Origin of the sequence: Fibrobacter sp., from assembly GCF_045131395.1 — a bacterium.
Taxonomy (GTDB): Bacteria; Fibrobacterota; Fibrobacteria; order Fibrobacterales; family Fibrobacteraceae; genus Fibrobacter.
This window is the reverse complement of sequence record NZ_JBGUQY010000002.1, coordinates 60,791-82,380: the sequence shown is the minus strand read 5'-3', so window position 1 is coordinate 82,380 and position 21,590 is coordinate 60,791. Positions and strand designations below refer to the sequence as shown.

General features: G+C 49.0%; 17 protein-coding genes. 7 read left to right on the top strand and 10 right to left on the bottom strand.

Going from position 1 to position 21,590, the window contains the following annotated elements; all coding sequences use genetic code 11:
* Complete coding sequence (locus ACJMNB_RS00315) at nt 1-717, bottom strand: lysophospholipid acyltransferase family protein (protein WP_405337647.1); 717 nt, start codon at nt 715-717, stop codon at nt 1-3.
* A 173-nt stretch (nt 718-890) separates the two neighbouring features.
* On the opposite strand from ACJMNB_RS00315, the gene ACJMNB_RS00310 reads away from it, so the two are divergent.
* Genes ACJMNB_RS00310 through ACJMNB_RS00285 form a run of 6 tightly spaced genes read left to right on the top strand, consistent with a single transcriptional unit; the run spans nt 891 to nt 5,006 of the window.
* Nucleotides 891-1,472: an ATP-dependent Clp protease proteolytic subunit gene (locus ACJMNB_RS00310; RefSeq protein WP_405337644.1), complete on the top strand. Its 582-nt coding sequence runs from the start codon at nt 891-893 to the stop codon at nt 1,470-1,472.
* Nucleotides 1,473-1,490: 18 nt separating this feature from the next.
* Entirely contained in the window at nt 1,491-2,414 is a 924-nt protein-coding gene (ftsY, locus tag ACJMNB_RS00305) for a signal recognition particle-docking protein FtsY (RefSeq protein ID WP_405337641.1), read from the top strand.
* Between the two features lie 34 nt (nt 2,415-2,448).
* Nucleotides 2,449-2,853: a hypothetical protein gene (locus ACJMNB_RS00300; RefSeq protein ID WP_405337638.1), complete on the top strand. Its 405-nt coding sequence runs from the start codon at nt 2,449-2,451 to the stop codon at nt 2,851-2,853.
* On the top strand, nt 2,850-3,377 hold the full coding sequence (locus ACJMNB_RS00295; RefSeq protein ID WP_405337635.1) for a thioredoxin family protein: 528 nt from the start codon (nt 2,850-2,852) through the stop codon (nt 3,375-3,377). The genes ACJMNB_RS00300 and ACJMNB_RS00295 overlap by 4 nt, the downstream gene beginning before the upstream one ends.
* Nucleotides 3,374-4,525, top strand: coding sequence for a glycosyltransferase family 2 protein (locus ACJMNB_RS00290; RefSeq protein ID WP_405337632.1), 1,152 nt, complete (start codon nt 3,374-3,376; stop codon nt 4,523-4,525). The genes ACJMNB_RS00295 and ACJMNB_RS00290 overlap by 4 nt, the downstream gene beginning before the upstream one ends.
* A gap of 22 nt (nt 4,526-4,547) precedes the next feature.
* On the top strand, nt 4,548-5,006 hold the full coding sequence (locus ACJMNB_RS00285; RefSeq protein WP_405337629.1) for a hypothetical protein: 459 nt from the start codon (nt 4,548-4,550) through the stop codon (nt 5,004-5,006).
* Nucleotides 5,007-5,080: 74 nt separating this feature from the next.
* On the opposite strand, the gene ACJMNB_RS00280 is transcribed toward ACJMNB_RS00285, so the two are convergent.
* The 5 genes from ACJMNB_RS00280 to rpmH all read right to left on the bottom strand — a co-directional run bounded on the left by ACJMNB_RS00280 (nt 5,081) and on the right by rpmH (nt 16,294).
* Nucleotides 5,081-13,450: a T9SS type A sorting domain-containing protein gene (locus tag ACJMNB_RS00280; RefSeq protein WP_405337626.1), complete on the bottom strand. Its 8,370-nt coding sequence runs from the start codon at nt 13,448-13,450 to the stop codon at nt 5,081-5,083.
* A 237-nt stretch (nt 13,451-13,687) separates the two neighbouring features.
* Nucleotides 13,688-15,538 (bottom strand): YidC/Oxa1 family insertase periplasmic-domain containing protein, encoded by a 1,851-nt coding sequence (locus ACJMNB_RS00275; RefSeq protein WP_405337623.1) that lies wholly within the window; start codon nt 15,536-15,538, stop codon nt 13,688-13,690.
* Complete coding sequence (gene yidD, locus ACJMNB_RS00270) at nt 15,535-15,762, bottom strand: membrane protein insertion efficiency factor YidD (protein ID WP_405338555.1); 228 nt, start codon at nt 15,760-15,762, stop codon at nt 15,535-15,537. The genes ACJMNB_RS00275 and yidD overlap by 4 nt, the downstream gene beginning before the upstream one ends.
* A gap of 7 nt (nt 15,763-15,769) precedes the next feature.
* Nucleotides 15,770-16,120, bottom strand: a complete 351-nt coding sequence (locus ACJMNB_RS00265) for a ribonuclease P protein component (RefSeq protein ID WP_405337620.1) — start codon at nt 16,118-16,120, stop codon at nt 15,770-15,772.
* Between the two features lie 18 nt (nt 16,121-16,138).
* Nucleotides 16,139-16,294, bottom strand: a complete 156-nt coding sequence (gene rpmH, locus ACJMNB_RS00260) for a 50S ribosomal protein L34 (RefSeq protein ID WP_072798095.1) — start codon at nt 16,292-16,294, stop codon at nt 16,139-16,141.
* Between the two features lie 228 nt (nt 16,295-16,522).
* On the opposite strand from rpmH, the gene ACJMNB_RS00255 reads away from it, so the two are divergent.
* Nucleotides 16,523-17,734, top strand: a complete 1,212-nt coding sequence (locus tag ACJMNB_RS00255) for a hypothetical protein (protein WP_405337616.1) — start codon at nt 16,523-16,525, stop codon at nt 17,732-17,734.
* Here ACJMNB_RS00255 and ACJMNB_RS00250 read toward each other — a convergent pair.
* The 4 genes from ACJMNB_RS00250 to ACJMNB_RS00235 all read right to left on the bottom strand — a co-directional run bounded on the left by ACJMNB_RS00250 (nt 17,709) and on the right by ACJMNB_RS00235 (nt 21,500).
* Nucleotides 17,709-18,452 carry a tRNA (guanine(46)-N(7))-methyltransferase TrmB gene (locus tag ACJMNB_RS00250; protein ID WP_405337613.1) on the bottom strand — a complete coding sequence of 248 codons (744 nt, stop codon included), beginning with the start codon at nt 18,450-18,452 and terminating at the stop codon, nt 17,709-17,711. The genes ACJMNB_RS00255 and ACJMNB_RS00250 overlap by 26 nt on opposite strands.
* Nucleotides 18,452-19,687 carry a hypothetical protein gene (locus tag ACJMNB_RS00245; RefSeq protein WP_405337610.1) on the bottom strand — a complete coding sequence of 412 codons (1,236 nt, stop codon included), beginning with the start codon at nt 19,685-19,687 and terminating at the stop codon, nt 18,452-18,454. The genes ACJMNB_RS00250 and ACJMNB_RS00245 overlap by 1 nt, the downstream gene beginning before the upstream one ends.
* Complete coding sequence (locus ACJMNB_RS00240; protein WP_405337607.1) at nt 19,687-20,544, bottom strand: TIGR02147 family protein; 858 nt, start codon at nt 20,542-20,544, stop codon at nt 19,687-19,689. Before ACJMNB_RS00240 ends, ACJMNB_RS00245 begins: the two co-directional genes overlap by 1 nt.
* 89 nt (nt 20,545-20,633) lie before the next feature.
* Nucleotides 20,634-21,500 carry a BatD family protein gene (locus tag ACJMNB_RS00235; protein ID WP_405337604.1) on the bottom strand — a complete coding sequence of 289 codons (867 nt, stop codon included), beginning with the start codon at nt 21,498-21,500 and terminating at the stop codon, nt 20,634-20,636.
* Nucleotides 21,501-21,590: the final 90 nt, after the last annotated feature.

The following is a 21,590-nucleotide window of genomic DNA, read 5'->3' as shown; positions in this document are numbered from 1 at the left end:
TTAAACCTCCTGCCTATAAGGCAATGCCGATGATATCATATTGTGAATTTCGTCGCGCAACTGGGCGACAGTCTTGTCTACAAACATTTCAGGGGTCTGCAACGGATGCACCACGACTTTGACAACACCCGGAGTCTGCGACCACTTGGTCTTGGCAAGACGCTTGCCGCTGTCCACGATCGTTACGGGCAATAGCGGGAATCCGTTTTCTTTCGCCATACGGAAAATGCCGTTCTGGAACGGAAGCATGTGTCCGTCGTTGCTGCGGTGACCTTCGGGGAACACCGAAATCGTCACGTTGTCTTCAAGACGCTTTTTCACGGTGGCGCCCATGCCCAGATTCTTGCGCGGGTTCCTGTGAACAGGAATGCAGCCGATTTTAGTCAGGACCCAACCGAACACGGGAATCTTCCAGAGTTCAGCCTTCGCGATAAACGAGGTCATGGTAATCGAGGGCCAAATGACATTGATGTCCAAAAAGCTCTGGTGATTGGCAACGAGCACAAACTTCTTGTGGTCGGGGATATTCTCCTTGCCGACAATTTCGACCTTGATTCCCGAAAGTTTGAAAAGCACCTTGAAAAACGGAATGCACACGCGGGTACTGTCAGCCCAGCGCCTGCAAAGCACCCCCTTGTAAAACATAAACGGAATACCGACAACGAATAGACCTACTGCAATGAACAGATAGTACAAAATTGCACGAAAAAATGCCATAATACTCCCAAAATGAGTGTTTACCCCTATAATGTATATTTTTTGCAGAGAATAGAACATAAAAACGAAAAAAATATGCTCGCGCTTTGCAGTTATCACCCTTTTACAATTTGGCGTTGAAAGACGATAAGATATTGAATTTTCTAAATTATACTTGAACAAAAGGATTTATTATGGCAGACTGCAAAGACAAGAAAGAAAATGCGCCTTCCGAGATCATGAAGAAGGCTGAAGAATACCTTGCCTCCAAGCGTAAGATTTTCCTGTGGGGCGGTGTCGATGACGAAAGCGCCGAACGCATTGTGAAGGAACTTTTGTACCTGGATTCGCTCTCCCACGAAGACATCTATTTCTTCATCAACAGCCCGGGTGGCGTGATTTCCAGTGGCCTGGCCATTTATGACTGCATGAATGCTATCCAGAGTGATGTGGTCACGATTTGCTGCGGTCAGGCTGCCTCCATGGGCGCCGTACTTTTGACTTCTGGTGCCAAGGGCAAGCGCTATGCATGGCCCAACGCTCGCATCATGATTCACCAGCCGCTCATTCACGGTGAAATTGTTGCTCCTGCAAGCGATATCCAGATTCAGGCTGAAGAGATGCTCCGTATCCGCAACATTACGGGTAAAATCCTTGCCGAAACGTCTGGCCACACCATGGAAGAAATTGACCGCGATACCGAACGCGACAACTTCATGAGCGCCGAAGAAGCCAAGGCCTACGGCCTGGTCGATAAGGTCGAAAGCCTGGTTTAACAAAACGGAAGTTTTCTAATGGGACTTTTTTCTGCCATTAAGAGTGGCCTTGCCAAGACCCGCGACGCCTTGATGGGCGAATTGAAGGGTATTGTCGGCGCAGGCAAAATTACAGACGACACTCTTGAAGAACTGGAAGAACATTTGATCAAGGCCGATGTGGGCGTTGAAGCAGCCTTCCTTTTGACGGACGCCCTTCGCGAACAGGCTTTGGGCAAGTCGCTTACGACTGAACAGGTGCTTGACATTATGCGTAGCGAAGCGGAACGCCTGCTCAAGGATCCTCCGCCGTTCGAACTCAAGGGCAAGCCCCATGTGGTGCTTGTGATTGGCGTGAACGGAGCCGGTAAAACGACGACAATCGGTAAGCTTGCCGCCCGCCTCAAGGACGAAGGCAAGAAGGTGATGATTGCCGCCTGCGATACGTTCCGTGCCGCAGCTATCGACCAGCTTGAAACCTGGGCAGAGCGCAGCGGTGCCGAATTCGTGAAACACCAGGAAGGCTCCGACCCTGCTGCAGTAGCCTTTGACGCCTGCAATGCGGCAGTGGCCCGCGGCTGCGACGTGGTACTTATAGATACCGCCGGCCGTCTGCATAACAAAGACTACTTGATGGAAGAACTCAAGAAGATCGTTCGCGTCATCAAGAAGGTAAGCCCGGACATGCCTCACGACATGTGGCTCGTGATTGACGGCAACACCGGACAGAACACCATCAACCAGACGAAGATTTTCAACCAGAGTTTCCCGCTCACCGGCCTGATCGTGACCAAGCTCGACGGAACGGCCCGTGGCGGCGCAGTGCTTTCGATTGCAAGCTCGCTGCAGATTCCTATCCGCTGGATCGGCATGGGCGAACGCATCGACCAGCTGGTTCCGTTTAGCAAAGCCGAATACGTCGAAGGCCTTTTCGAAAATGCTTTGGAAGAAAAGGAACAGTAACGGGTGCAAAGCCCCTAATCATATCATGCCGGGCTTGCCCCGGCATCTCCTTTGCGTTCTTTTTGTTCTTCTAGTCGGCTGCGCACGCGAAGCCTCAGTCGACCAGAAGTTCGTAGACCTGTTTGTAGAATTGCGCGTTATCGACATGACCTATGGCAAGGATTCGCCAATGGGTCGCCTGGTGCGCCAAGACGCCTTGAAGGCGGCGGGCTACACCCGCGAAAAATTCCTTGCAAAGACAGACGACATCTTAAATGACGAACGCCAGTGGGTGCCTTTCCAAAAAGCCGTTAATGCCCGTCTCGATTCGCTGTTGGCACCTCCGCCCGAAACAGCCGTTAACGCAGACACCTCTGCAGCAAAAAAGCCTCCTGTAAATGTCTCGCCCAGTCGAAAGGTAATGCCTCAAATGCCCGCGCATAAAGGAGGTGTACGTTGATAAAAGCTTTTGCAAATCTGATGTCGTCGAAGGCGACGTTGTTGTTCCTGGTCCTGGGTTTATGCTCGGTATCGTTTGCGGCGCCCGCGGCTTCTACGGTCCCCGCCCAAAAGGAACCGCGCAAGTCTACCGTCCATTGGATGAGCTACAAGGACGCTCTCGAAAAGGCACAGAAAGGCCCGAAACTTATTTTTGTGGACCTTTATGCTGACTGGTGCGTGCCGTGCCGCATTATGGACGCAAACGTCTATAGCGACCCGACAGTTGCCTCTTTACTGAACACCCGTTTTTATGCGGTCAAGCTCGACGCCGATTCTCAAGACACCATCATGTGCGACGGTCAAAAGAATACGGTGCAGCGCTGCTATTTTGATGTATGGGAATTGCACGCACTCCCCGCCTTTGTGCTTGTGGCTCCCAAGGGAATGAGCATTCTTACGGTTACCGATTCCATGTCGCCGCAAGAACTGCGATACATGCTGTATCAATTCCTTGAAAAAGAAAAGGAGTGGATATCCCGATGAACGAACAATTCCTTTTTTACGCCCAAATCGTCTTTTGGGTGATGATTTTTTTGCTGGTGCATTGCTACCTGCTGTTCCCCATGACGCTCCCTTTCGTAAGCGAAATCTTTAAGCGTCGCAAGTCGCAAAAGCAAGGCAACTTCGAACTCCCGACGGTATCGATCCTGATTTCGGCCTACAACGAAGAGGCCGTCATTGAACGCAAGATTCAGAATATTCTAGAACTCGATTACCCCAAGGACAAGCTGGAAGTCTTGATTGGCGACGACGGCTCTGCCGACAAGACCGCAGAAATCGTGTCCCGCTACGAATCCCAGGGAATCACGCTGGTAAAGGCCCCGAAGAACGCCGGCAAGGCCGCCATGCTGAACCGCCTGAACAAGATTGCGAAAAACGAAATTCTTTTGTTCTGCGATGCCAACACCATGTTCTTCCCCAACGTGGTGCGCAAGCTGGTGATTCCCTTCCAAGACAAGAAAATCGGTTGCGCCTGCGGTCACCTGATTCTGTCTGACAAGAGTGGCTCTACCCTGGGTCGCGGCGAAAGTTCTTACTGGGATCTGGAATCCGAAATCAAGAAATTCGAAGGGGTGCTGGACATGCTCATTGGCGGCAACGGTGCCCTCTATGCCATCCGTCGCGAACTGTACACGGAACTGCCGGTCAAGAAGAGCGTCATGGACGACTTCTTCGTAACCACCAAGGTTCTTGAAAAGGGCTATTACTGCACCTTCGTTACAAGCGCTATCGGTACCGAACAGACTTCCAAGGAATCTAGCGGTGAATTCCGCCGCAAGGTGCGTATCGGCCGTGCGAATTTCAACTTCCTGTTCTCTTACCTGCCTCTGTTGAATCCACTGCACCCGTTGCTTGCTTACCTGTTCTTCTCCCACAAGATTTTGCGCTGGTTCTCTCCGCACATCTTGATTCTCTTGTTCGCGGCCAACGCCTGCCTACTCACCAGCGGACTCTTCTACCAAATTTTCTTTGGCGTCATGGTGCTTTCACTGCTGGTGGCCATGCTCAAGATTGTACCCAGCGGCTACTACTTCCTTTCGATGAACTACGCCATGCTTAAAGGTTTCTTCATGGCCTTCAAGCCCGAAAAGAGCGGTGGCTGGGCCCGCGAAGCCCGCAGTGACGAATAAGTTTTATATTTTAGTTCGTGATATGAAAAAGATCTTCTCTGCCATTCTGTCCGCCTTAGCACTTGCCGCAGTGCCGGCAAACGCATTCACCATGGATGTGCAGGGCGGCGTGGTAAACCACGTAAGCGACATCGGAACATTCAACCTGAACGTTTACAGTCACTTGTGGTATCCTATTGACCAGATGCTCTTTTTCGGCATCGGCACGGGCTACCAGGAAATTGACAACGTGAGCCTGATTCCCGTTTCGGGCAGCGTCTGGATTCGCTTGCCGATCGGCAGCCGCACACTCCCCGTGGCTACGGGCGATTGGGGATACCTGTTCGGCTCTAACCACCAGATGTTCTGGCGAGCCGGTGGCGGTTTCGATATCAAGAATGGCGATTACTCGTCCATCATGCTGATGGGCGGCTACCAGTTCCTCGACCACGAAGGCAAAGGTTACGCCTACGTACAAGCAGGCATCCTGATAGAATTATAATACACCTTTTCAACAAAAAATCCCTGAAAACAGGGATTTTTTTATGGCTTAATTCCATAATTTGCTGAAGCCGTTTACCGCACCAGCACTTTCTTGACCTGCTGTTCGGAGCCTGCGCGGACGCGGAGCATGTACAGGCCGGACTGCGGAGCGTCCAGCACCAATGCGTTGGAACCTTCCAGCGTCTTGGCGGTGACCGTAGACATCACGTGACCCTTCATGTCCAGAATATCGACACGGGCATTGGTGCCGGCAAGGCCGGAAGCATCGAAAGACACCTGCAAGCGGTTTCCGAGCCTTGCCATGCGCAGGCCCTTAAGCGTATTCTCCGCAACAACCTTTGCAGAAGGCGCTACCCGCACCGTCGCAGTCTTTGCCGCAGACTTCAGATAAACCGTCAGCGGAACGCCATCCTGCATTTCGGTGGTGTTGCCGTCTACCGTCACGAACACGCGGTAGCCATAAGCCTTCACGCCATCGATACCGTCAAGGGTCAGGTAACCAATGCGGTCGCTAGATGCCGACAGGGCAATGGTCCATTCCATTTCGTCGGAAGCTTCCTTAATGGACTTCGCCAAGGCGCGCTTACCTTCGACGATCATCAAGTTCACATGGTCACCCATGCCTTCAGGCGGTTTGTCAGCAGCGACCGGATTCAAGCCGGCACCCAGAACGTTCCAATAGTCCTGCTTGCCATTCTTGTCAGCCAGCTTTGCCTGCAAGGTCCAGCGTTCTTTAGTCTTAGCCCGCGCAAGAGTTCTAGCCTTTTCTGCAGCCTTGGTTGTAGTATTGAACACCGGCGCCGCAGATACCTTCCATTTGGTTTTCTTGGAAACCTGAGCCCACACAGCTTCGTACGGGCCAATATCCTTAAGCACCGGATCATATCCACCAGTCTCAGCATTCCAGCTCCAGAATATAATTTCAGATTCTTCGTCTACGTCCTTGATTGCATCCGGGTTGTTTGCGAACAGGTTCACAGACCAGCCATGAGGATTTGCAACCATGTTCCAACCCGAGTTTACGCGGTCCATTTTCCAGACAAAGTCTTCACCTTCGTCCTTGACATCGAAATTCAACGGAAGCGGGCGCCCCTCCAGCGAATTATACCACACGCCGCGAGTGCCAACCAGCGAATCGTCCTTGGTCAATTGTCTATACTGCCAGAATTCACCCGTACCATGTTCATCCCACCAGTAGAATATCTGATCACCATCCCACGTAATCGAAGACATATCCACCGCCGAAAGCGACAGCATCTGCCAGCTATCCACCGCAATGGAAGAAATTACAGGGCTTACAGAGAATCGTTCTTTATACTCCACAATGGAATCCGTTTTATCCTTAAGCGTCAAAATCAACTTGTAATCACCCGGCTTGTCCATACGGAAAACGAAGTCTTTCTTGAAGCCCATCTCGATAGAATCGCCTAATGCGGTATTAATCACCACCGAACCGCTGACTTCATCAAGAACCTTCACTCTGGCAGAAACACGGCGTCTTACTTCAAAGTTACTTGCCGTAAAGCTCAACTGGAACATGCTGCCGCTAGGCGTCAAGTGCTTTTTCACGAATGCGACATCCGTCTTGTTTTTCCAGCCAAAGTAAGCCTTGAGCGTCACATTGTCCAAAATCTCCGGCATGTAGTCGCCTTCGTGGAGCACCGTATCGGTTTTGCCATCACGCAGCACCACCAAGGAATCCAAAACATAAACAGAGGTATCCGCACCCATTGCCCGCACCCTAAAGTTGCGGCCGTTCAATTCCATAGGAACGAACATGGTGCCATCTTCGGTAAAGCGACGTTCGACGGTCTTGTCCTTATCGCTTTCAGCAAACCAGACGCTTCCATTTTCCTGTTCCACAGCCAGTTTCATAAAGTCTCCGGCGCAGCTGTCAAGATTCGTGGTCCACTTGGCATACAGCAAATCCGGGAGAGCAACGCCAGTCGCCCGGCTCTTTGCCTGCAACTCGTCAAACAAGTCCTTATCGAGTACCTTGAGCAACTCTTCAGAGGTCGGATCGATAGCCCAACCGGCAAGGCACTTTTCTGCATTGTAGACGATTGTCGGAAGCACCACAGAATCGCCGCCTTCGTAAGAAATTTCATCGGTCCAGTCATTGCCAAAGTAGATTGGGTCATCCGAATTTTCATTGAGAGAAACATGAATAGAGGAACCATCGCCTTTACCCAAATCAACCTTAATGACCGTATTACCCTTAATTTCAAAAGGTTCACCAGGAGCAACCGTATCGAGAACATTGCCTTGAGTATCCATCACATAGATTGCCTTGGCAGCGTAATTGTCAAAATGCTCAACGTCAGCACTGAACTTCATATTTTTCAGATATGCAGGAACCTTGAGTCCCGATTCTCCCACCCAGTGACTAAATACAGAATCGCCAACCGTCTGCGTCAGAATCAGCATCGGCTCATCCTGTTTCAGGGTAGATATTATCGTGTACGTCGTCGTATCACAGCCAATTTGCTGCAACAAGTTAGGATCCATCGGATTAAACGAAAGATGCGCACCCACAGTTCCACCAAGTTTAGTGTCGTTCCATATTGCATAGAAAGCGGAAGCATCAATCATAGCATCGATATCATCGAACAAAACTAAATAATCAGCATCTTTTATCGGTTCGCCCCAGCCAACCACGCAAGCACCAGCACGTCCAACATCTGGAACTGCAGAGAAGGCTTTATCGTCAACGACATCTCCAATTCCATAGAGGCCGTCCCAAACCCAATTAGGGCCAAAGAAGACTTCGTCATTCGAAGCATTTGCAAGGAAGTGCTTGCCAAAGCGGACACTCACTTCCATGTCCGCATTCACCTCGAAGTAGTCATAAACGGAAGCATTATTCAAACCATATTTTTCGATTTTTTCGTCAGAATCTTTCTCTACGCTAACCCAGGAATCAGAGCCTTTAGCACGATAGTACAGGAAATCCAGTTTTCCAAAATAAAGCTGGTCATAATCGCCTTTTCCTTCAAACCTAAATTCGTCAAAGAATACGTCCAAGGCTTCATTGTTCGCATTCTTGACATACGGGATCTTCAAGCCCCCTGCAGTAATCGGATATTCACGTTCACTATTCATATTCAAATAGTAGGAATCAGAATGGCGCAGCAAAGACATCGTTCCATACTTCAAGTCAGGCGAAGTCACCGTATAGTACTTGTTATCGCAACTTTTCCAATGAGCATACAGAACGATTTCTCCGGTCTTACCCAGTTCATTGTATTTCTTTATAAAGTCATTATCCAGCTCCGTATAGACGCCATTCGTAGCATCGTCAGGGTCAAACGTATAGCCGTCAGAGCAATAACCCACACGATAATATATCTTTGGGAAGGTTTTGTTGTCATCTGTGTCAAAGTAAGTTATGTAGGGTTCCCAGTTGCCATCGCTATCAACAGAAAGCTCATCCACATGCCAATCGTGAATCAAGCCGCCCTGTGTACCGACAAACGCCTTGGCTTCTGAACTGCCCACGTTTTCGTTAAACGCCAAGCGATACGCCTTAGAGATATACATAACATTGATATACATGCCCGGCCTAGCCATTGTACTCGGGTTAATGACCAATGTCGTGTCCGTATCCGTCGCCTTAAAGCCAAAACCAGCCTTTTCCTCCGGATCCCCGCCAGTCGGATCCTGCCACAAGAATGCTGCATCAATCGACTTTATGGCATAACCTTTCTTCGGCTCAAAAGAAACCTCAAATGTCAATGTATCGTCCACGTTTGGAATATAAAGGCAATGAACATTTTCAGATCCTGTTACATTTCCATCCGTGTCAATCAAATCAATATCACACGCACTAGACGTCTGTTTAAAAGTCTGGGCGTCTTCTTCGTCACTGACTTTTTGTTTAAGAACTACATTTCCATGATAACTGGATGCATCAGGCAAGAGGTTTCCATATTCATCATACTCCTTTACAACAATTTTTCCCGTTCCAAGGGGGCGCCCAGTAACCTTTGGATACAACGTAAATTCAGAAGTCAAAGGATTCACATGAGACAACAAATCTGATGTCAATTCGTTATCGACGAAATAATTCGGATCGTTCTCATCTAACACAGGGGTCCAATCAGCCTTACCAAAATCCGGCGACAGAGGATTTGCATCATCCATCACATACACTCGCGAAAGCTCATGATGGTCTGAAGATACATCCATATTTTCTTTGGAAGCGTTCCAGTTCTTACCGAGAACCGCATATGTTAGCGATTGCAAATCAAAGTTCACAGTGTATTCGTTCAAAGAATAACTCCAGCCCTTATAATAAATTTTAACAGGGTCCTGCGAAGGGGATTTATAAACAAACGGTTCTTTATCGTACGATTTCGAGTTGTTGTCTTCAAAATAATAACCATCATTATCTATACTATAACCCGCTTTAACATGAGCGGAAATCGCAAATTTAAATTCACCACCAGCACCTTGCGGAAGAGGGATGGAAGGTCCGCCCAAGTCATCTGCACCACGCGCGCTGCGATGTTCAAATACATACTCTTTACCTCCCATTGAAACGATCTGAGTCAGCACCAACGTAAACACATCACCATCTTTACAAGCCAGGTCTCCATCGCAATCTACAACCACATGGCTCACAGGATTTGCGGAACCAGCCGCCCATACAGGGTACAATTCCAAAGCCGGATCTTCTCCTTCAACCTGTTTAATGTCATCGCCCACACTTTCAAGCAAGCTAGCACTAAACTGATTGTAAGAAGATGCATAATCAGCACAATCACCTTTTCCCAAAACACAGCGAGCTTTGTCAGATTTAGTCGTCCATACGGATGAATACATTTTTCCCGCTGTAGTATTTGCATCGCTATAATTCTGAGTTACCGCATAAAGCATCGGCAAAGCCTTTGTTTGCGCTTCTAAATTATAGGATATCGGAGCATTTAAATTATCTTCAACGTAAATTTCATAATCCTGGATATCAGGGATACTGCCATCTGTAATTTGCTCCGTACCCCCGATATCAAAGGTCACGTTATAGGTAATAAGTTCAAATTTCGGCGTAACGGCAATTTCCATTTCATCAAAAGGATTTGCAGCTTTATTTTTTGTCAAATCAGCCAGCAGCACATTCACCAAATCGACTTCAGCGCCAGGCTGCAACCCTTCAACAACCCAGGTTGCCTTTATACATCCACCATCAACGCTCGAAAGGATTTCGTCTACCGTAGCAAAATTATTATTTTCAACATAATTGGGAGGTATTACACTAGGTTGCGCATCTGTACAGGAAGTTCGCTCTGTTACGCTGAACGAAACAGCATAAGTATCGCAAGCATAACCAGTCTTGCAAACAAAATCCGTCGCCTTAAGATACCTAGAATACGGCACAGATACTTCATCCGCAACACCATTTCCATTTATAGTCGATACTTTACTTACAACCTCATGCGTCGCACCGTCTACAGCATCACTAGCCATCGTAACATAGAATTTTGCAGCACTCGGATTCTTAACGATTATTGACTGACTACCGGGCTGTCCATTCGGCCAATATTTCAGAACAATATTCTTTACATCAGCAACATTACTGTAACTGTCGTCAATAATGCTAGATGCCAAGCGAAAGCCTGATAAACCATCATTGGTATGGCCAACATTGACTGAATTGCCACTAGCATCCTGATATTCAACATTATATTGCAATTCAACGGGATCATTCAAAATAGAAAGCATCGGGACGATTGTATTCTCAAGAGAAAAATCCGTCATAAAATAATTTACTCTCGGAGACATAAATATAAAGGTTTTATCATTGACATCTTCAATATTTTCACAAGTAGTTGCAGCAACACTAGGATCATCATCGCAATATTGATAAACCACATTGAATTTAAAGGCGGTTTTGAGCTTCAAATTATCACCTCTGCCAAAAGCACTTTCAACAGAAAGCTTTATACGTGACCGAGGATTATCAGCATCCACCAAACTCAAAAAGCGTGGATTATGCTCGTCATTTGCCATTCCCTCAATGACTGCATTTACACTATCAACAAAGCCCTTACTGAGTTGACCATTTTCATTTGTAAAACCAACCATTGCATACGTCGGCCATCCATTATTTCCGCCATCAGCACAGTATTCATAATGATATTCACGAAAGCCATACGTTGACAATTCTGTCGTTGAAAAGTTCAAACCATTATCCAAATACACTAAAATAACATAGTTGTTATTTGTTCCAGACAATATAGGCAAACCACCATTTTTTCCCGTTACTCTAGACCAAGTATATTCGTACTCGGTATTCTTATTCAACAAGGCCGCAAACTTGTCAGATTTCATATCATCATCAGCAGCAATACCGTTCCTAACAGGATTTTGGGGTTCATACAAATCCACAAAGCTTCCTGGAGCGAAGAAATCAATGTACGAGACTCCCCCGCAACCAGTTGTATAAGTATATAAGCTAAGTTCTCCGTTTGCAGTAAAATTGCTTCCCGCATTACGCACATTGCCATAAACATAGTCAGAACCCTTAAGCCAATTACTTTCGGTATAACTTCCGATACCAAGTTTTACGGCGTCGGAACCAAAATGATAATTATTCGTTATCGTTCCTCTTACAGTAACAGGGGATCCATTATAATATACATTGCCAACGATATACCCCAGCGTATCACGATTCACCTCGCCTGAGCCAATAAGATCTCCCACTGAATAAGTATTTGATATATTCAAATTGGAGCTCGAGACAGCAGCCTTTCCTATCAAGCCTCCAACATTATGGCCACCCGAAATCGTTCCTTCAAAGCTTGATTCCGATATATTAAGAACGGCAGACCCCATAAGATACGCCCCTATATCAGGGAAATAACCAAATAGGCCACCCATATTGGCAAGCGAAGCACTTGATTCATTTTTAATCGTTGTTCCTGTAAGAGAAAAAGTCGATATCCTACTACTATTGTCATTACCATACGAGCCCATCACGCCACCCAAATTCACAATTCCCGTCGCAGTGGACGCTGCCTGAATCGTATTATTTGAAAATTCAAACGAGTTTCCATTAAATACAACATCTCCACATGCAGCTAAAGCACCACCTGCACTACTTGCTATTACAGAAATATTCTTAACAATGATTTCCGATACCGATGCATAGTTAGCCTGAAATCCATAAAAATCGCCAACAACACCTCCCGCATCATCTCCAATAACCGTAGCCCCATCAACAGTCACTTTGGAAACATCGACTCCTTGCGACGAAGCAGGAGCCAAAACTCCCGCCTTGGCACCTTCAACATACGCATTTGTAAAAACCACATTAGAATACGACCGATTATAACCATTTAATTCGGACACAAAACCCGCATTACCTGACGTTACAAAACAGAGCCCATCAATGATCTTACCATTTCCTTCAAGCGAAGCTATACTTATAGGACGAAAAGTCATTCGGCAAACAGAACCGTCATAGCCACCCAGATCCAAATTCGAAGCCAGCGACAGTTCTACATTCGAATAAGCTTTCAACGCAACCCATACTCCTTCACTATTGGTGCCATCCGTTCGATACCAGCAGTGGTAATCATCCGAAGAAGGAGAATCCGTACTAATTTGAGACAACTCACATGCAGGATTACTTCCGGAATCGTCACAGTCTAAATGGAAATATACATCACCAGAAAGACATCCATTACTACCATAAGTCACCGCACTAAAGACCGGTTCTACATTAACGTCCTTGTTCGGCATGGTGAATGTCGCCTTATTGCCAACGACAGTTGCCGTTGCCGCTACAGTCCCATCTTCTAAATCAGTAATATTCAAACCCGCAAAAACATAACCAGCACTTGGAGTCGCGGTCACAGTCACAGTCGAACCATTTACAGCAACACCACTGCCAACCTCAATTTTTCCACCCGTGGCCGTCTTAACCTCTACTGCATTACCATTTATTACCGTAACCATCAAATCCAGACCGTAACTACCATAAGCATCATCAGTCGATTCAAAACAAATCGTCATAACAGAAACAGCACCAATGTCGTAGCTGTCAGCCTGGGTTATATCAGAAAAGTATCCGGTTTCATAAAAAGAATAAGAGCTGCTCGTACTATTGCCTTCATATACAGCCAAATAGGCATAATCTTGATTAGCGTCCATTGCTCCCGTTAACTTCAGCAACTTCTTTGCAGGAGCATTTATAACAAGGCAACCTATCACACCACTTGAGTATTCATCATCCTTGCCACCATCATCATAAACACTAAACGTGGTCACTCCAGCGGAAACATTTAATGTTTGCGTTCCAAAGGATGGCAAATTGATATAATAGCCATCCGTCACATTATCCAACTGTAGGATGACCTCATTTGATTCTGCAGCAAACGATGCCGCAGACAAGACCATCAAGATGGCTGAAATAATCCAACATGCTCCCGGAATCTTTTTCATAAGACACCCTCTGTATACATTTGTAAATAAATGTAGTTTATTACAGGAAGTTTACAAAATAAATACAATATTTATTTACAAACATTATGCAGGAAATAATGTCTGTTTTTGCACGTAAAACAACTAAACAAACTATAAACAGAAAATTAACACTAAGCCAACACAAGAAATCCCCGGCTCACGAGAGTCGGGGACTTAAATTCTAGATCCGGCATTCGCCGTAATGGCGTTAGCGCGTTACTTCACGATTTCGGCGTCTTGCACCTTCTTGCCGTTGATGGTCTTGGGCGTAGAGCCGTTATCGCGGCGGATAATCTTGTACTGAATGATGCTCCAGAAGTTAGACACAATCCAGTAGAGCACAAGGCCGGAGGGCATCACCGCGCTGAAGAGGAACATCATGGCAGGCATCATCCACACCATCATCTTCTGCTGGGCAGGGTCCATGGCACCGTTGCCGCTCATGGTCACCTTGGTCTGGAAGTAGGTAGTCACCACCATGATCCAGGGGAGGAGAGCAAAGCCATCGGGCATGAGGAACGGAATGCTGAAGCCGTGGAAAATCACGTCGCTACGGCTAAGGTCGGTAATCCAGAGGAAGGCCGGCATGCCGCGGAGTTCAACGGCGCGACCGAGCACGAAGAAGAGGCCCATGAAGATCGGCATCTGGATAATCATCGGGAGGCAGCCACCGGTGCAGCTGGCCAGCGGGTTCACGCCGTTCTTGGCGTAGAGTTCCATGATGGCGGCCTGCTTCTTTTGCGGATCGCTACGGTACTTCACGTTGATTTCGTCGAGCTGCGGTTTGAGCTTGCTCATGGCAGAGGTCGACTTGAGCTGCTTAATCGTGAACGGAGTCGTAATGCCGCGAACAATGAAGGTCACGAGAATAATGGCGACACCGTAGTTCGGAATGATCGAGTAGAAGAACTTGAGCAGCTTAAGGAGCATGGCGCAAATCCACACAAACCAGACGCTGGAACCGGGGAACCACTTGGATCCGGTCACGATGATCTTTTCGTAGCCCTGGCCGAGTGCTTCAACTTCGCCCCATTCCAGCGGGAGCACCATGAAGTTGTAAGCGATAGAATCACCGCGCACGGCGTCTGCAATGCTGAGGCTGTAGGTACCCGGATCCGGGTTACCTTCGGTAGCCAAGTTAATGTGCTTGGCCTTGACTTGTGCAGGCACCGGAGCATCGAACTGCACCGACATGGCCACGTACTTGCGGCGCATGCCGACCCAGTAGTAATTGGCGTTGTCGAAGGTCATGGCGTCGGTGAATGTTTCGCGTTCGGTGATTTCGTTGTTCTTGAAAATCACTTCGCTAAAGAAGTAGCTGGTACCGCCAAAGCTCTTGCCCTTCGGGAATTCTTCGGTTTCCTTCATGCCGCCCTTCCAGGAGAGCTCATACTTGTCGACACGGAAACCCTTGAACTTGTTCACCTGACGGACAGCAACGCCGGCCTTGGTGAAGCCGTAGCTACGCACGAGCTGGTTGCCGTTGGCATCGGTAAAGACAAACTGAATAGTGGTATCGTTTTCAACATTGATCCATTCCGGAGCTTCAACATCAAACATGACATTAGAAAGATCAGCACCGCCGAGGTTCAAGTCGAGAGCGCCGAGAGTCGTATCTTGAATGAGTTCGGGGAAATGGTTTGCAGAATCCGGCAGGGCCTTCACGATAACGCTCTGAACCTTACCGCCCTTGTTGCTAAGGGTCATGATGAACTTGTCGGTTTCGACAGTGACCGTGCGCGGGGCAATGACATTCGGGGCAACGGCGGAATCCGTTGCAGCGCTATCGCTTGCAGCAACCTTGGCAGAATCGTTTGCCGGGGCGCTTTCAGTGGCGGCACCGAGAACCGGCGCGGCCTTGACTTCGGCAGTAGAGCCGGGGAGCACGAGTCCGTTTGCAGAAGGAGCTTCGGCGGAATCGGCGACCTGGGCGGCGGCTTCCTTCGCGGCAGCCTGCTTGGCGAGCTTTGCCTTTTCGGCAGCTTCGTTGTTCGCGCTGGTCATGGAGAACCACCAAATCATGATGGCTGCGATAAGGACTGATCCGATAAGAGTATTCTTGTTCATCTCTTTTCCTTTTTGGGCGGGACCGGGTCATAGCCGCCCTTGCAAAACGGGTTGCACCTTAAAATTCTAAAAACCGCAAGATAGAAACCTTTGAACACGCCATGCACCTTGATTGCTTCTATCGCGTATTGCGAGCATGTCGGCTGGAACCTGCACACCCCATGAAAAAAGAAGGGGTGAATGATCTGGTATAGCCGGATAGGCACAATCAATGCGCCCTTCAAAGCCTCGTTAACCTTGTGCGTCCAAGCCATCGGTCCATTCCATCTTCTTGAACACCTTGAGCGCCGATTCGCGCATGCGTTCCGAAGACATGACTTCGGAATTGTCGCTCACAATGATCATCGCCCAGACGGGCTTGGCAATATGGGGAACCCTTTCAAAAAACAGGGGCCGCAGAATCCTACGGCACTTGTTGCGGTAAACAGCGTTACCGTTCTTCTTTTTTGCCAAAAAGCAAAAACGACAAAAACCGTCCGGGCTTTCAATCCAACGCATCGTGAAAGATGGCGTGCGGATAAATTTCCCATGGACGGCTACTTGCCGATAAGCTGGCTGGTTAGGCAGCCTATAGGAGCGCAACGAGGCTATGAGCCAATCCTACTTCTTGTAGATGGTGTCGCTCACGGTGAGGCGCTTGCGACCCTTGGCGCGACGACGGCTCAGAACAGCACGACCCCAACGGTCTTCCATACGGGTGCGGAAACCATGCTTGTTGGCGCGCTTACGATTATGAGGCTGGAATGTTCTTTTCATTGTAGTAACCTTTATTAAAAGTCAAATTTTTGAGTCTCAAAATTAGAAAAATTCCTAGATAAATCAAGGGGTTAGGCACCTCCGTAAGCAAGTTTTACTCACATTTTTAGGCTTTCCCCAGCTGTCGTTCCAAATTATCAACAATCTATCAACACCTATTTTCGAACCACCCCCAAACGGCACGCCATTCATATCGGCTCAAAACAAAAAGTTATATTTCCCCGCGTTATGAAGAAGAAAACATTTCTTGCTATTTCTCTTTCGGTAGCGGCCCTGGTTACCGGCTGCTCTAAAGGACTTAAACCCAGCGACCCCGACGTGTACCGCAACAAGACGGGTATTATCGGCGTATTCCGCCAGACCGCCTTCTACTGCGAAGACGTGATGCCCCAGTACATGACTCTCGGCACCCAGAAGATTGTAGTAAAGCCGAACTGGAGTCACGAACAGGACAACCTGTTCATCAGCGAAATGAAGCCGGGCATCGCACCGCTTTACAGTTACGAATACGCCTGCGGCATTGACGAAACCAAGCTCAAGCTCGACACTACGGACAATGGCAAGAAACCCTTCCCCTACGCCGTGAAAATTCCGGACAAGGGATTCTGCAAGATCGTCATCTCGTTCCTGGAAAACGACAACCTGTTCTCCCATAACGACGACCTCCTGAGCGAATTCTTCGAAAAGAACGAAGTAGCCGCCGGCTACCCCAACATTCCCTACTGCGAAGTCATCGACACCAAGGGCAGCACAGTCACCTTCATGGACCGCGACTCCCTTTACCGCGAACAGTATGCCGCAGCCGTCAAGAGCGCAAAGAACCTGACTGCCGACGACATTTACCCGCTAGTATCCATTGACGGAAGCTCCGACATGGCGCAGCTCAGCGGAGACAATTCGCAGGTCGTCTTGGTCACATGGCACAACAACCCTGATGCATTCAAGGACGGCCAAACCATAACGCATACCGACAAGGTCATCTGGGCGTTCACCGACAAGGAATTCCTGAAATGGTTCCGTGAAAATCACGCCACGGTGGAAAACTGGGACATGCGCCTTAAACAGCTCATCGGCATGTCCCCCGAAACAGACAACAGGTACTTTACCGTGTTCTGGGCCAACGTGACCGATGTGTTCCGCCCGGCATTCTTCCCCGAAATCAACAGCGGCATGATGAATACCACCTTCACCAACACCTTGGAAGAAGACACCACCGCAAACGCCATGTGGTTCAAGAACTGGTTCGATAAGACCAGCGCCACCATTTACAGCAGGGACGGTGGCCACCCCTGGACTCGCCTGGGTTACACCTACGACTGGGGCAATCCCAACAGCAAGTACGGGCTTTCTGAATTTATCGTGAAAGAGGGCGCCCAGATCGAAGTGAAGTTCACCCGCAAGAACCGCGCATTCCTCACCTGGATGAATGACCGAATGTAGTCACCTTGAACAGTTCCTGACCGGCGGCTCGATACTTTCTTTCAAAGGCAGTCTCCGGATTCTCAGGGCTAAAGGTCCCATATTCGACATCAAGATTTAGCGAAAGCAAGTCGCCTGCAATGCGGGCGGCTTCTTTAAATTCGCGGGCGTAGATTCCCCAATTGGTACGGAGTTCCGTCACCGGACTCAGGCGCAACAGCGTCGGGAAAATCGGATGCAAGTGAAAGCGCCGGGTGGCTTCGCTTTCTTTGGGCCATGGGTTCGGGTAGTAGAGCGCATGGTGCAAAATTTTCCACTCTCCCGCATTCACCTTTTCCAGCGCAAGACGCCAAAAATCCAGCAACTCGGCGCGAACCCAGAATACATTCGTCGGAAGTTCCATGCTCCCCGCCACGGCATGCTTTAGCTGGTGTTCATTACCCGCCTTGGTCAATCGCTCCGCCGACTTGTCCACCCCGATCACGGGAACATTCGGGAACTTGCGGGCCAAGTGGATGGAGCTTTCACCCGTACCACAGCCGGAGTCCAGAACAACCTCGGCGCATTCCGCAGAAGCCGTTCCATAAAAAGCACGAACGAACTCGCAGGCTTGCTCAAAGGCATCCCGAGTGTGATCTGCCACCGGGCGCAAAAAAGTCGTGGCAGCGTACTTGCGCACCACGGCTTCCAAATTCTTGTAGATGTCTTCTTGATTTGTCTTTACCGAATGGACGACCACTATTTCTCCCAAATGGAGAGACGATCGCCACCGATAAGTTCGACATCGTCCAGCCACACTTCTGCATAACCGTCGATGGTCTTGAAATCCCAAGCCAACTGGTTGACGCACTTGAAGGCATCCTTGTCGGCTGGCAGCGGCACACTCACGCGCACCCAATCATCTTCGAGACCGTACTCGGACTGAATCAACTTCTGATGATCCGGTTCCAAATTGGAATCGATAATGTTAAAGACAACAGAACCGATACCCTTAATGCGGAAGGCAACGGAGTCCACCGACGAAATATCGTTACAAAGTTTCTTGTCGCTCTTGCCAAGTTCAACACCCATGGTCGCCCAAGCCCAATGAACGACTCCAGCAGAATCCGTAAAGGTTTCGCCAAAGTGGGCCGCAACATGAGCAGAAACGTTTCCGTCTTCGTTGGCTAGCGTAAAGAGATGGTTTTCACCGATAACAAAATCAGGAGTCACATTCTCGGCAAAGTCAAAATACCACCAGCCACCATCGTAAGTGCGAGCCGGCATAAAGCGGTTCTGGTAGTTGGAATCCTGGAAGTCATCCAGCAACAGCGCGCGGCTTTCTTCGGCAAAGGTACTGGACATGGTCTTCTCGCCAGCCAAGACCTTCAGATAGGTGCTACTGGTGTCGCTATTTTTGGCATCGGAAATAAACACCAGGCTGAGCACGCCTTCAGGAAGCGAATCCAGAGTGAAGTTTCCGTCTTTAACCTTCGCAGAATGTTCCAGACCGCGAACCTTGACGACTCCATTAGCGGAATCACCAACGCTACCAGAAACAGTAGCCATCTTTTTGAGCCGGCTCTTCTTCAAATCGACACTGGCACCGGAAACGGTCACCGCCAACTGCAAAGCTTCACCATCGAGTTTCGCTTCAAGAGTGTAGTCTCCATCAGCAACATCTTCGATCACAACCTTGCCGTCCTCATCCGTTTCGGCAGAATAAGCCTTTTCGCTATCCAGGCCTTCGCTATCCATAAGGCGAACCCTGGCCAACGCAGCCGGAGACTTGTCGGCAGTCAAAATCTGTGCCGTAATGGCGTTGCCCGCTTCGGAACCGCTGGGGCCGCCGCCCGCCGTTTTTGTCTCGCCACAAGCCGAAAGGCCAAGCCCCATAGAAAGGGCAAGGATCGAGAATGCGGCGCACTTCGCCATATTTGCGGGGTTATTGCTTAGCACATCCCAAAAATAGAAAATTTTATTGCGAGTAATCATTACACCCCCTTGTTTTGCGGAGCGGCTCCCGTGTCGGGATCGTCCACTTTATCAGACAAGGGGAACATCGCAATATTTAAAGCATACACACGGTCGGCGCGTTCGCTCTTGCGGGCAAACTGCAACAGACCTCTACGGAATTCTTCGATACGGTGACGGATTTCGGGCAAGTCGGATTCATCGGCCGTAAACACCACCGACGAAATGTCTCGTTCTTCGGGTTTATGGCGGTCAATGGATTCCTGGGCAAGTTCAATGGTATGCCTATGGAAATCGCGAACCGCCTGGCTCTTGACTTCGCCGCCGGTACTGATAATCTGGTCGGTAATATTCCAACCGCCGTTACCGTCAGGGACAACCAAGCCCAGCTGTTTTAAAATGCCAAGAGCGGAACGGGCTTCGTCCTGAGAAATAGCAGGGCTCAGGCTCTTGCCCAACTTGCCAATATCGCTGGTGTCCTTGGTAATGCCAATCAGGGCGCGGAGGGCCGCACAGGCCCAGCTGCCGAAATAGGAAAGTTCCGGTGCAGAAAGCACACGGGTTTCCATGGAACGAAGTTCCATAAGGCGGTAATACAGTTCCGAAAGGGTCTGCTTCGCCTTGGTCTTGTTAAAACGATATAGAGTCTTGAAGTATTCGGCACGACGGTCATCGAGGCCGCACAGACGAATAAACGCAGGGAGTGTTCCCTCGTTCAAATGGCCTTCTTTCTGGAATACACGAACAAGCCAGGCCGGGTCTACGCCGGTCTTCTGGCCTAGATAGCGGTACGAGGTGAAGGGGCTGCCTTTCTTGGTTTCGACAAACCAATCCTTCAGGAACTCGCGGTATTCCAAATAGTCTAATACTTCGGGCATAGCCATAATTTACCCAAATATAGATAGAAAATGTTTACAAACCGTTGTCAATTACAAAGTTCCGTTGCAAAATTTTCAACGCGGCCAGCTTATTCCTCATCAAGGTTCATCAGGCGCATGGCGGCCTTCCATGTTTCCTTATTTTCAAAACCATCCCGTTTACCGCCACCATAGCGGGCGTGGGCAAATTCCTCCACAAGAGATTCCCACCCTTCGAGTTTGCCATCTTTCACTAAATTATCCAGATTGACAGCAGACAGGGCGATTCCCAAACGGTCCGCCACATGTTCCTTGCATACGCTTTCCAGCTCCAGAAGCCATTCACGGCTATCAGCAGAATTCACACGCTGCTTAAGAACCAGCATTTTTTCGCGCAGGACGCTTTCTGCAGCATTTTTTACAGCTACGGCCTGCCTTACAGCGGCACGGCGACGGACACGCCAGAGCCCCGCAAAAAGCACGCAGAGGGCCACCACCAGCCCGACTCCTATAGGAAGAGGGTTAAAAGGCTCATTTACGCGCACAGGCACGCTTTCGCTACGCAGGTCCAGTGGTCGCCCCACCTGCGTCGGAATTTCAAACCGCAGGGCTGGAACATTCAAGTTTCCCGTATCCTGCGCCACGATCTTGTAGGTAAAAGTAATGGAGGCCACCTCGGCGCCGTCCTTGACAGACCGCGCCGACTCCTGGGACATCGCCACCTGCGTAAGCCCCTTTGCATTAGCCGAACTTGCTGGCACCACCAAAAGCGCACTCCCCTGCACCGCCCAAGAAACAGTCACCGGGAAATCAAAGGTATCGCCCACCGTTACCGCATGCATTCCACCCTGGGGCCCCGACGTAATCGAAATACCCAACTGTTCCGGAGTCGGCAACTGGATTTCAGGCGCCGCAATGACGGAATCCGTCATGGCAGAATCTGCCACCATGTTTTCATTCAAAGAATCGTTTTCCATACCGGGAGAATATACAAAATACCCCCAATTAAAATACCCCCGATCAAATCGGGGGTACCTATAAAAGCTTTATTCAAATGACCGGGAAAG

Bases quoted from the DNA above. Each gene is read 5' to 3' on its own strand.
- ACJMNB_RS00315 (WP_405337647.1), bottom strand. From the start codon at position 717: ATGGCATTTTTTCGTGCAATTTTGTACTATCTGTTCATTGCAGTAGGT.
- ACJMNB_RS00310 (WP_405337644.1), top strand. From the start codon at position 891: ATGGCAGACTGCAAAGACAAGAAAGAAAATGCGCCTTCCGAGATCATG.
- ftsY (WP_405337641.1), top strand. From the start codon at position 1,491: ATGGGACTTTTTTCTGCCATTAAGAGTGGCCTTGCCAAGACCCGCGAC.
- ACJMNB_RS00290 (WP_405337632.1), top strand. From the start codon at position 3,374: ATGAACGAACAATTCCTTTTTTACGCCCAAATCGTCTTTTGGGTGATG.
- ACJMNB_RS00285 (WP_405337629.1), top strand. From the start codon at position 4,548: ATGAAAAAGATCTTCTCTGCCATTCTGTCCGCCTTAGCACTTGCCGCA.
- ACJMNB_RS00280 (WP_405337626.1), bottom strand. From the start codon at position 13,450: ATGAAAAAGATTCCGGGAGCATGTTGGATTATTTCAGCCATCTTGATG.
- ACJMNB_RS00275 (WP_405337623.1), bottom strand. From the start codon at position 15,538: ATGAACAAGAATACTCTTATCGGATCAGTCCTTATCGCAGCCATCATG.
- rpmH (WP_072798095.1), bottom strand. From the start codon at position 16,294: ATGAAAAGAACATTCCAGCCTCATAATCGTAAGCGCGCCAACAAGCAT.
- ACJMNB_RS00255 (WP_405337616.1), top strand. From the start codon at position 16,523: ATGAAGAAGAAAACATTTCTTGCTATTTCTCTTTCGGTAGCGGCCCTG.
- ACJMNB_RS00245 (WP_405337610.1), bottom strand. From the start codon at position 19,687: ATGATTACTCGCAATAAAATTTTCTATTTTTGGGATGTGCTAAGCAAT.
- ACJMNB_RS00240 (WP_405337607.1), bottom strand. From the start codon at position 20,544: ATGCCCGAAGTATTAGACTATTTGGAATACCGCGAGTTCCTGAAGGAT.
- ACJMNB_RS00235 (WP_405337604.1), bottom strand. From the start codon at position 21,500: ATGGAAAACGATTCTTTGAATGAAAACATGGTGGCAGATTCTGCCATG.